The following is an 11,693-nucleotide window of genomic DNA, read 5'->3' on the forward strand; positions in this document are numbered from 1 at the left end:
TAATATGATTTATCATTTAATTTTTTACATTAAGCTTACACTAAATCCTTAATTGTGTTTTGAGTGTAACCGTAAAGTTACGCTTTGTATGAATTATTGCAGGCTCAGAAAAGGGAACATAGCATGACATCCAACCCAGAAGTCCTGAACATATACACTGTTGAGGGATATGTACTGGGTTCTTTATTGTTTACAAATAGAAGGATGCCAATATGAAACTTGTTAAAACATTACTTGCTACTACTCTTGCTCTAACTGCTGCTACCAGCTTTGCTGCAACTGCTAAAGATCAGTCAGCTACTGAAGAAAAAGTGGTTGTTTCAACTCAGGAACAACCAACTGCTGCTGGTACAGAAAGTGCAGCTGCTCAACCTACAACTGCTCAGCCTGCATCTGAAAGTGCTGCTGAAGAAGCTAAAGATTCTGTTGCTCAGCCACAGTAATTTTATGTTTTAGTGACATCATTTTTTTAAAGCTGTATAAAAGTTTTAAAGAAATAGGTCAAGCCTTGCTGCGGCTTGGCCTTTTGCTTTTTAGTACATTATGATTGAAATATATTTATTTAAGTTTAAATAAGAGATGTAAAAAAATGATCGCCGGAGCGATCATCTGGTAAATATATTGGCTTAACTTGGGGATGTTGTCTTTTTATAAATACTGCAAGAAGGATGATGATGCTCTTGCAGGCGTAGCACCTTACGCTGTTCAGCAGCTTCAAAGCGGCAACGTTTCCAGTCATTGTTCAAATTCAGTGGTGGAACCTGACGTGGTTTACCCTGCTCATCTACGGCAACCATAGTAAAATAACAGCTATTGGTATGGCGCACTGTACGCTTTTGAATATTCTGTGCTTCTACCCGTATGCCAATTTCCATTGAAGTACGGCCTACATGGTTTACGCTGGCCAGAAAAGTCACCAGTTCACCAACATGAATGGGTTCTTTAAAATTTACCTTATCTACAGACAGCGTCACCACATAACTTCCCGAATAGCGGCTGGCACAAGCATATGCCACCTGATCCAGTAGCTTCAGAATCGTTCCTCCGTGGACATTACCCGAAAAGTTAGCCATATCAGGCGTCATCAGGACAGACATTGTAAGTTCAGATTGATCATCTGTAGCAGGAACGACTTGATCTAATGGTGACATTGTCTCTTTGTCTCATCTATAACTGGGATATTTAAGGGACATTATTATATCGCTTTTCACTGAAAAAACATGTTCAAAGCGGCAAATCACCTGTAACAATAAAATAAGTTATTTAAAAACATATTAATAGACGCTTTGAGGCTTTTAATGAGTACATCTGCTTGAATAGAAAAGCCGGCAGATGCCGGCTTTTGTTTAACTTGCCCGATAAAATGGGGCCTGTGATTTGGGTAAAGGGGGCTGCTTACGAATCCGGTCAGCCAGTTTTTCTGCAATCATGATGGTGGTTGCATTCAGATTCCCGGTCATAATCACGGGCATGATAGACGCATCAACTACCCTTAAACCATTTATGCCGTGAACACGCCCCTGACCATCAACTACAGCCATATCATCTTCACCCATTTTACAACTACAGGAGGGATGATAAGCTGTTTCTGCATGATTACGCACAAATTCATCCAGTTCAGCATCAGATTGTAAGTTTTTACCCGGGCTAATCTCTTCCCCACGATATGCATCTAATGCCGGCTGATGCATAATTTCTCGGGTGATACGGATTGCATCACGAAATTCTCGCCAGTCCTGCTCAGTACTCATGTAATTAAACAGGATACTCGGATGCTCAAATGGGTCTCTGGATTTAAGCTTGATCCGGCCTCGTGAAGGTGAACGCATAGAGCCAACATGGGCCTGAAAGCCATGTTCTTTCACCGGATTAGAACCATTATAGTTAATGGCAACCGGCAAGAAATGATACTGAATATTGGGCCATGTAAATTCATCTGAACTGCGAATGAAACCACCTGCTTCAAACTGATTGCTGGCTCCAATACCTTTTCCTAAAAGCAGCCACTCGGCACCAATTGTCGGCTGATTATGCCACTTTAACGCAGGATAAAGTGAGACCGGTTTTTTGCATCTGTATTGCAGGTACATTTCCAGATGGTCCTGCAAGTTCTCGCCCACCCCAGGCAAGTCATGTACTACCGGTATATCCATTGACTTCAAAAAAGTACTTTGTCCGATACCTGAGCGCTGTAAGATTTGCGGTGAAGCAATAGCTCCTGCACACAGTAACACTTCATTTCTAGCATATACCTGATGTAGTTGAGCAGTATTTGCACCTTGAATATATTCAACGCCAATAGCACGTTTGCCCTGAAATAAAATTTTGTTAGTCGTGGCATGAGTCAGGACCGTGAGGTTCGGACGGCCCTTCGCCATATCCAGGTAGCCACGCGCTGTACTGGAACGTCGGCCTTGCGGTGTTACCGTACGATCCATAGGACCAAAACCTTCCTGCTGGTAGCCGTTCAAATCATCAGTACGTGGATAACCAGCCTGTACCCCTGCCTCAACCATAGCATGGAATAACTCATTATTGCCCTGTTTAGGGGTAGCTACAGAAACGGGACCTGAATCTCCATGATAATCATTGCCACCAATATCCCGTGTCTCTGCTTTTTTATAGTAGGGCAGACAGTCTGCATAGCTCCAGTCTTCTAAACCTTTAAAGCTGGCCCACTGTTCCAGATCCATGGCATTACCCCGGATATAACACATGCCATTAATAAGTGAAGAGCCACCTAGACCTTTACCGCGGCCACATTCCATACGGCGGTTATTCATATGAGGCTCAGGGTCAGTCTGATAAGCCCAGTTGTAACGACGACCCTGCAAAGGATAAGCCAGAGCAGCCGGCATCTGGGTACGAAAATCCAGACGGTGATCCGGTCCACCTGCCTCTAGCAAAAGGACACTGGTCTGCGCATCTTCAGTTAAGCGTGCTGCCAGTACGTTACCTGCGGAGCCGGCACCGATAATGATGTAGTCATATTCTTTCTGCACAATATCCTCTCCTGATCAGGCTTTGAAAATAGACTGAAATGGTTGCAGTTCTACCTGTACCGATTTGAGCTGGGTATAATTTTGCAGGGTCTGGATACCATTCTCACGCCCTACACCGGACTGTTTGTATCCTCCAACAGGCATTTGTGCAGGCGATTCTCCCCACGTATTGATCCAGCAGATTCCGGCTTCAAGTTGATGAATCATTCGATGTGCCTGTGCCAGATCTGAACTTACTACTCCCGCGGCAAGTCCGTAATGGGTATCGTTAGCGCGCTGAATGACTTCTTCTTCATTCTCATAATTCAAGATACTCATGACCGGCCCGAAAATTTCCTGCTGCACAACCTCCATCTCGTCATGACAGTCAGTAAAAATAGTGGGTGCAACGAAAGCACCTTTGGCCAGTTCATTTGCAGTAAGCCGATGCCCCCCAGTTAATACACGTGCACCCTGCTGCTTACCGCGCTCAATAAAGTCCAAGACTTTCTGCATATGAGGAAAACTGGCAAGCGGACCAAAATTGGTATCAGGTTTCAAGGGATCTCCTATCCGGATATATGGAATCCGCTCCAGAAGCTTTGTTTCAAAAGCTGACTGTAATTTTTTAGGGATAAATACCCGAGTACCGTTAGTACACACCTGACCTGAACTGAAAAAGTTTGCCATCATCGCGATATCGGCAGCCAGATTCAGATCGGCATTTTCACAAATAATCAGAGGTGATTTCCCACCCAGTTCCATCGTTACATCTTTTAAAGAAGAACCTGCTGCTGATGCCATAACTTTCTTACCGGTTTCTACCCCACCGGTAAACGAGATTTTCTGAATATCAGGATGTTCCGTTAGATACTGCCCGATTTCTCCCGCACCAGTTACAACATTAAAGACACCGGCTGGCACGCCAGCCTCAGTATAAATTTCAGCCAGTTTCAGGGTCGTCAGTGGTGTAGTTTCACTGGCCTTAAATACCATCGCATTTCCGGCAGCTAAAGCTGGGGCAGATTTCCATAAAGCGATCTGAATTGGATAATTCCAGGCCCCAATTCCTGCTACCACCCCTAATGGTTCACGGCGGGTGTAGGCAAATGAACCCTCACGTAATGGAATCTGCTGCCCTTCAAGCATCGGTAAAATTCCAGCATAATATTCAAGTACATCGGCTCCAGTCACAATATCGACCGTTGAAGTTTCACTATATGCCTTGCCACTATCGAGGCTCTCAAGCAATGCAAGCTCATCATTACGTTCACGTAAGATGCTGACTGCTCTTGCTAAAATACGTGAACGTTCAATCAAGGTCATAGTTGCCCAGATTTTCTGACCCTTTTGTGCAGACATAACTGCCCGGTCAATATCATCTTTGGTACAGACTTGAACCTCTGCCAGAACTTCACCATTGGCCGGGTTAATGGTCTTAAAAACATCAGGAGAAGAACTGTCTGTAAATTGTCCATGGATGTAGGGACGTTGCAGATTGAACTTCGACATGAGAAATCTCCTTTTGTTGTGATTTTTAATATGCAAGCTTGTGATCGATGTATTGCTCACAGATCCGGATGGTTTCATCGATCCTGAGCGGTGTCTGGCTTAATGCGCCGCGTAACCAAAAACCATCGATCAGTGCAGCAAGTCCGAGAGCTGCATCTTCGGCCTGTTTTTCATCCAGACACTTGCAAAATTCGTGTTTAAGGTTGGAATACAGCCATTGCTCATTGACTTGCTGTAATTCATGTAAATCCGGTTGATATAAGCTAACCGACCAAAAAGCCAGCCAAGTTTTCATGGCAGCCTGATTTACCTGTGAGGGCGAAAAATTGCCCCGCACGATGGCCATGAGCCGGGCTTTGGGAGAGGCTTCTGTCTGGCTTAATGCCTGTGCTACTGCAGTTTCCAGCTGCGCCAGCAAATACTGCATGGTGGCAAAAATAAGACCATGCTTGTCTTTAAAGTAATGACTGATAATACCGGTCGATACACCTGCTCTTTTGGCAATCTGGGAGATTGAAGCCTCAGCAAGGCCTAACTCGTTAATAGCTTCCAGTGTGGCATCAATCAGTTGTTGGCGACGAATCGGTTGCATTCCAACTTTAGGCATCGGTCTTATCTTCCAAAATACAGAACAAATGTGAACTGCTACATATTTTATCTTTATTTTTATTGAACGTTCAATTAAAAAAACCTATAGTTTTATAGCAAAGATGTACAGCACACTTTATTTTTGGACTCGTTGTAGCTTTAAAACCAAGCTATTTACTTAAAAAAACTGTTTAAAAAAGAATAAAGTGTACTGTAAATCCGAAATTTACATATTCTTTGGAATCTCGAGATTTATGGCGAATAAAACAGTCGGGCAGCCGAGGGACAGCCTGAACAAGGTGGTCTTTTACGTTTCTGCTTCACTCATTCTACTGTTCTCTACTATTACTATTTTATTTAATGAACAGGCAAATTATGTCATTACAGCTGTACTAAATTGGGTATCCAGTACATTTAGCTGGTATTACCTCCTCGCAGCTACCCTGTATATGGTCTTTGTTATTTTTATTGCCTGTTCACGTTATGGCAATATTAAACTCGGACCCAAGCATTCAAAGCCGGAATTTAGTCTGCTCAGCTGGTCAGCAATGCTGTTCTCTGCCGGAATCGGTATCGATCTGATGTTTTTTTCGGTGGCTGAACCACTGTCACACTATATTAATCCACCAGTAGGTACGGGCGAAACTTATGCAGCTGCGCGGCAGAGTATGGTCTGGACCATGTTTCACTATGGCTTGACTGGCTGGTGTATGTATGCCCTGATCGGTATGTCACTGGCGTATTTCAGCTATCGCTATAATTTGCCTTTAACCATTCGCTCTGCGCTTTATCCCATCTTTGGTAAAAGAATTAATGGCGCCTTGGGTCATACGGTCGATACGGCTGCGGTACTGGGAACAATTTTTGGTATAGCTACCACTTGTGGTATTGGTGTTGTACAGCTTAACTATGGCTTACACGTACTTCTTGGCCTGCCAGAGAATTTATGGGTCCAAACTCTGCTAATTCTAGTGGCTGTAATTATCTGTATTATCTCGGTCACGTCTGGTGTAAATAAAGGTCTGCGGATACTTTCTGAAGTCAACATTTATGTATCAGTAGGTTTGCTTATTTTTATATTGCTGTTAGGTAATACGCAGTTCCTGCTGAATGCCCTGATTCAAAATTTCGGCGATTATCTTAGCCAATTTCCAAAACTTACTTTGGAGAGTTTTGCCTTTGAACAGCCAACAGAGTGGATGCAGAGCTGGACACTGTTTTTCTGGGCCTGGTGGGTGGCATGGTCTCCTTTTGTGGGTCTATTTCTGGCACGTATTTCCCGAGGGCGCACCATTCGTGAATTCGTCTGTGGCACCCTAATCATTCCTTTGCTGTTTACCATGACATGGCTATCCATCTTTGGTAACAGCGCTCTTCATAGTGTAATTTTTGAAGGCAATATTCAGCTTGCCGAGACAGTAATTGCCAACCCGGCCCATGGTTTTTATGATTTGCTGGCCCAGTATCCGGGCTTTCCATTTATTGCTTCAGTGGCCACTATTACTGGTCTCTTGTTCTATGTGACTTCAGCCGATTCAGGAGCACTGGTGCTGGGGAACTTTACAACGAAATTTACCCACATTGACCATGATTCACCCCGCTGGCTCAGCATTTTCTGGTCAGTTGCGATTGGCCTGCTTACGCTGGCAATGCTGATGGCAAACGGTATTACAGCCCTACAAAATGCCACTATTATTATGGGACTGCCCTTTAGCTTTGTAATTTTTCTGGTTATGGCTGGGTTATATAAATCATTACGTCTGGAAGATTTCCGGCAAGCCAGTACCAGTATGAACGCCGCTCCTGTGGTAGGCAATGTCGATATTTTTAACTGGAAAAAACGCCTGAACCGGGTTATGCACCATCCGGGAACTACGGAAACCAAACGTATGCTGGATGAAGTCTGTTTGCCCGCCATGCAGGCTGTAGCAGATGAACTGATGAAGCGGGGTGTTGAAGCCAGTGTAGAACAGAAACTGCTTGAAGATGAACTGCCGCTTTATCATCTGGATATTATTATTCATTTAGAACAGGAACAGAATTTTATTTATCAGATCTGGCCGATACGCTACATCACACCCAACTTTAGTGAACGTGGCAAACGTGGTAAACGCCACTATTACCGTCTGGAAAGCTATCTCTATGAAGGTTCCCAAGGAAATGACCTGGTTGGTTACAGTCGCGAACAGGTGATTAACGATATTCTGGATAAATATGAACGTCATATGATGTTCCTGCACATTAACCGGATTAGTCCGGGTACACGGCCACTTTTCCCAGATCCAGATGCTTAAACTCAATACGGATGACTCCAATGAACCCAGATGCAATCCATTCATTTGCCCTGTTCTTTTCACTGCTCAATCCTTTCCTGATGAGCATTTATATGCTGGGAATTATCCGCACTTCTGAGGCAAAAACGTTTAATACAGCGCTGATTACAGGCAGTCTGATCAGTTTCATGGTTTTTCTGCTTTTTGCCTGGGGTGGTGAAACGGTATTTAACCAGTATCTACATGTGCGTTTTGAATCTTTCCAGATTTTTGGTGGCCTGATCTTCTTAGTAATTGGCTATCGGTATGTTTTTGAAGGTGCAGAAACTATTGGCGTTATGCGTGGAGCACCCGAGCATTTGGCCGGCACAATTGCCATGCCCTTTATGATCGGGCCAGGGACTATCAGTGCAGCAGTCATTACCGGTATGAAAATGTCTATACTAGAGACAGCGGCAGTCATTGCATTTACCCTGTTACTCAGTTGTAGCCTGCTGATCCTGATGAAATATGCACATGATCATTTACAGAAACGTTCGACCCGTTATGTAGATATGTACACTGCAATTGTCGGACGGCTGGCTGCCTTACTCATTGGTACAATTGCAATTGATATGGTGATTACTGGTGTAGTAGGAATCTGGACAGACATGGTTTAAATACCAATTATTTTGGCAGGTAATTTTCAGCTAATTTACTGTGCCTTTTAATAGAAAAACCAGAATTTTTAATTGAGTGTATAGAAAGATACAGATCAGCTCTTATCGTTCCAAAAATGCTACGTTTCGTTATAGCTATACGGGTTTATCGCGCCGCTAAAAACAATAAAATAGATAACAGATAGAACAGATATATAGAGGTGTCAAAATGAATGCTTATTTACACCGCAGTGAAAACCGGGGTCATGTGCAGGCAGGCTGGCTCGACACAAGACACAGCTTTTCCTTTGGTCAGTGGTATGATCCAAAATACATGGGTGTCAGTGCATTACGTGTTATCAATGACGACCGGATTGCGGCCCATAACGGCTTTGGTACGCATTCCCATGACAATATGGAAATTTTAACCTGTGTCCTGTCTGGAACTATTTCTCATCGCGACAGTATGGGTAATGAAGGCCAGATTCATGCCGGTGAATGGCAACTCATGAGTGCAGGCCATGGCGTTCAGCACAGTGAAATTAATAATCATGATGAGCCCGTACATCTGCTCCAGATCTGGATTCATCCTAATATCAAAAATGCTGAGCCAAATTATCAACAGATCAGTCTGGACCCGGGCAAACATCCGGACCAGTGGCATCTGATTGCCGGACCAGAAGCAAATGCACCAATGCACATACGCCAAGATGCAGAGGTTAAAACTGCTGTCTTGCAAAAAAATGCTTCTCTAGAGATTGCTGCAAAGCATAAGATCAACTATGTTCATGTAATTGAAGGCTGTGTGCAAATTGGTGAATATACCGTAAATGCCGGTGATGCTTTAGTTTTCGAAGCTGAAACTGAAGTTAAAGCCCTAGCAGATAGCCGCATGATCTGGTTTGATTTACCTTAACTTTTTAAAGTCATAATTAACAAAAAGGAAGGGCTTACCCTTCCTTTTTTATAAATATTACAAGTTCATAAACTTCTATCTATTTAAAAAGTCAGTTTCAGACCGAGTCCGTACTGCCAGTCTTTTTCTGACGAGGTTTCTTGCTGCCAAACTGTAGCTTCACGCCCTTTCTCATAGGTATAAGCCACATCAATAAAAGGCATGACTCGCTTATTAATTTCATAACGGGTCTGCACACCCAGTTGCAAACTAGATAAACCTTTTTTACGCGCATACTTTGAATCATCACTTAACACCAGCTCTGACTCAATATAAGGCTGTAAAATCAGCTTTTGCGTTACTAGCAGATCACGCTCACTCTTCAAGTTAAAAGAGAGTTGCTGGTCTTTTCCAGCATACAGGTAGGCATCTGTTTCAAAGAAATAGGGCGCCAGACCATGCAATCCAAGCATGGCGTCTAGCTGCTCCTGCTGTTCTGGTTGCCGTTCTGTGTAGCGATAACGCACACCGGCCTGTACATCCCAAAAGTCGGAAATAGCCCGGCTATACAAAGCGGCAATATCATAATCTGCCTGTTCTGACTCAGCCTTATGAATATGACCTTTTATAAACAGCCTGTTCTCATCTGTTCCGATTCGGCTTTCAAGTTCGGTTTTTAATATTCCCTGTCCATCCGGATTCCAGATCCAACGATGCTCAAGTTCAGTACGTTGAAAAATTTGTCCACCATGTTCACGTATATGGTTGGCATGAGCTTGTGCTTCTGACGTTACGGTCATGGTTTTCTGCGTTGTAACAGATTGCTGCTGTAACTTGTCCTGATGGTCATGCAAAGTTTCAGCAAGGCTTATATTGCTTAAAAGCAAAATACCACTACCAATTAGCAGACGATTACATAACTTAGTGATGTGCATGTCCAGCTCCTTGTGACGAGTGACTTGCTGCTGGCGTATGAGTTGCTGATCCAACTTGGCCTACTACCAGTTTATTCATCATGCCGGCACTCATGTGATAAAGCAGATGACAATGAATCGCCCATTCACCCAACTCATCGGCAGTGAGTAAAGCCGTGACGGTCTGGCCTGGCGGTACAATCACAGTGTGCTTATTCGGCATGTTTGCCAGCGGCTGACCATTTTCCAGCTGCATAAACATGCCATGCAAATGCATCGGATGGGCCATCATGCTGTCATTGATAAATTTTAGCCGGACACGTTCACCATATTTCACCTGTAAAGGCTCAGCCTCAGTAAATTTCTTACCATTCATAGTCCAGACATAGCGCTCCATATTTCCCCCCAGACGGATGACCAGCTCCTGTTCAGGCTGACGCTGGTCAGATTGAGGATTTAAGGATTTTAAGTCTGCATAAGTGAGTGCTTTATGTCCTGCAGGGGTCGAGGCATTAGCCCAGCCATAGTCCGGTGTAGTGGTACTTTCTGATAATCTTTGCTCCGTTATATCCGACATAGTGCGCTGTTCTGCTGCTTCCTGTTTTTTTGATGAAGTCATCATTTTGGAATGATCCATGGCAGCATGGTCTGTGCCCGGTACGGGCATTTGGGAATGTATCTCACCCTGAGCGTCGCTATTGCTCATATGTCCGGCATGCTGATTGGCCATATCATTATTATGGCCGCCATGTTGCATCCTCATATCAGCCATGGTCAGCAAGGCACGTGGTCTGGCATCAGGCTGCCGGGTTGCGGGCCGGGCAGAATCCGCCTGATCATGCAATGAGGCAAGTGCAAAGCCGGTACGATCAATTGATTCGGCCTCAATCTGGTAATGACTATCTTTGGGCTCGACAATTGCATCATAGGTTTCGGCTGTACCAATCCGGAACTCATCTACAGGTACTGGCTGAACTGGCTGCCCATCTGCACTCACTACATGCATTTTCAGGCCCGGGATTCGGACATCAAAAAAGGACATGGCTGAGGCATTGATAAAACGTAAGCGGATCTTCTCGCCTGACTTGAACAGACCTGTCCAGTTCTGCTTTGGTGTCTTGCCGTTAACCAGAAAAGTATAACCTGTGACATCCGATAAATCGGTTTTTAGCATGCGCATCCGGTTCCACATAGAACGGTCTTTCCAGGTAGCTGACCAACCTTCACGTTTTACCTGCTGCCAAACATCACCTAGGGTTTCACGCCGGTTCTGATAATATTCTGCTGATTTCTTCAGGTTATTTAGAATCTGGTCACTCTTGCTCTGGTGAAAGTCGGATAGCATCACTACGTAATCACGCTCTGCCTGTTCATGCTTGGCGACAGACTGGTGATCTTTGGGATAGACTACAAATGCCCCATATAGGCCATCCTGCTCCTGTCCCTTACTGTGTGCATGGTACCAATAAGTTCCATTCTGACGAATTTTGAAGCGGGGCGAATTCAAACATGAGGTGCGACAGTTTCAAAAGCCATATGATAATCAACAAGCTGAGCAAATTTCTCTAATGGTGTAAGCCAATCTAACGCCTTTCTAGGACGAGTATTCAGTGACATGGCAACTTGATTTAAATAATGCTGATCTGCCTGATTTAAATCAATCCCTTTAGGTAAATATTGCCTAATTAAACCATTCATATTTTCGCATGTGCCTTTTTGCCAAGGTGAATGTGGGTCACAGAAATATACATCTATGCCTAAATCTTCTTCGAGTATTTTATGTTCTGACATCTCGCGTCCACGGTCATAGGTCAACGTTTTACGCAGTTCTGCAGGTAAATATTTCAGAGCTTCAGTTAAAGCCTTGCGCACTGATTCTGCCTTTGCATCAG

Annotated in this window: 11 protein-coding genes; 4 read left to right on the forward strand and 7 right to left on the reverse strand. The window is 44.0% G+C overall.

Annotation, left to right across the window (positions count from 1 at the left end):
* Nucleotides 1–212 precede the first annotated feature (212 nt).
* The gene (locus J502_RS15030; protein WP_005019002.1) at nt 213–443 is read left to right on the forward strand and encodes a hypothetical protein; all 231 of its coding nucleotides are present in this window, start codon (nt 213–215) and stop codon (nt 441–443) included.
* Between the two features lie 183 nt (nt 444–626).
* Here the strand turns inward: J502_RS15030 and J502_RS15035 are convergent, their stop codons facing one another.
* The 4 genes from J502_RS15035 to betI form a co-directional block, all read right to left on the reverse strand.
* A complete protein-coding gene (locus J502_RS15035) occupies nt 627–1,151 on the reverse strand; it encodes an acyl-CoA thioesterase (RefSeq protein WP_005018999.1) in 525 nt (174 codons plus the stop codon).
* A gap of 195 nt (nt 1,152–1,346) precedes the next feature.
* On the reverse strand, nt 1,347–3,002 hold the full coding sequence (gene betA / locus J502_RS16865) for a choline dehydrogenase (RefSeq protein ID WP_005406656.1): 1,656 nt from the start codon (nt 3,000–3,002) through the stop codon (nt 1,347–1,349).
* Between the two features lie 15 nt (nt 3,003–3,017).
* Nucleotides 3,018–4,493, reverse strand: coding sequence for a betaine-aldehyde dehydrogenase (gene betB, locus J502_RS16870; RefSeq protein ID WP_005406684.1), 1,476 nt, complete (start codon nt 4,491–4,493; stop codon nt 3,018–3,020).
* A 25-nt stretch (nt 4,494–4,518) separates the two neighbouring features.
* Nucleotides 4,519–5,100 carry a transcriptional regulator BetI gene (betI, locus tag J502_RS15050; RefSeq protein ID WP_005406888.1) on the reverse strand — a complete coding sequence of 194 codons (582 nt, stop codon included), beginning with the start codon at nt 5,098–5,100 and terminating at the stop codon, nt 4,519–4,521.
* A 235-nt stretch (nt 5,101–5,335) separates the two neighbouring features.
* Between betI and J502_RS15055 the strand changes: the two genes are divergently transcribed.
* The 3 genes from J502_RS15055 (at nt 5,336) to J502_RS15065 (ending at nt 8,908) form a co-directional block, all read left to right on the forward strand.
* The gene (locus J502_RS15055) at nt 5,336–7,375 is read left to right on the forward strand and encodes a choline transporter (RefSeq protein ID WP_005027359.1); all 2,040 of its coding nucleotides are present in this window, start codon (nt 5,336–5,338) and stop codon (nt 7,373–7,375) included.
* 20 nt (nt 7,376–7,395) lie between these two features.
* Nucleotides 7,396–8,013, forward strand: a complete 618-nt coding sequence (locus J502_RS15060) for a MarC family protein (protein ID WP_005018990.1) — start codon at nt 7,396–7,398, stop codon at nt 8,011–8,013.
* 208 nt (nt 8,014–8,221) lie between these two features.
* The gene (locus J502_RS15065) at nt 8,222–8,908 is read left to right on the forward strand and encodes a pirin family protein (protein ID WP_005406815.1); all 687 of its coding nucleotides are present in this window, start codon (nt 8,222–8,224) and stop codon (nt 8,906–8,908) included.
* Between the two features lie 83 nt (nt 8,909–8,991).
* On the opposite strand, the gene J502_RS15070 is transcribed toward J502_RS15065, so the two are convergent.
* From J502_RS15070 to J502_RS15080, 3 genes are all read right to left on the reverse strand, one after another.
* On the reverse strand, nt 8,992–9,822 hold the full coding sequence (locus J502_RS15070; RefSeq protein WP_005406823.1) for a copper resistance protein B: 831 nt from the start codon (nt 9,820–9,822) through the stop codon (nt 8,992–8,994).
* The gene (locus tag J502_RS15075) at nt 9,809–11,308 is read right to left on the reverse strand and encodes a copper resistance system multicopper oxidase (protein WP_502322089.1); all 1,500 of its coding nucleotides are present in this window, start codon (nt 11,306–11,308) and stop codon (nt 9,809–9,811) included. Before J502_RS15075 ends, J502_RS15070 begins: the two co-directional genes overlap by 14 nt.
* Nucleotides 11,305–11,693: IS30 family transposase (locus J502_RS15080; RefSeq protein ID WP_032014974.1), on the reverse strand; the 389-nt coding region annotated here is incomplete at its 5' end. The genes J502_RS15075 and J502_RS15080, both read right to left, overlap by 4 nt.

The sequence above is a fragment of the Acinetobacter sp. 1294596 genome (assembly GCF_000582925.1).
Lineage (GTDB): Bacteria > Pseudomonadota > Gammaproteobacteria > Pseudomonadales > Moraxellaceae > Acinetobacter > Acinetobacter radioresistens.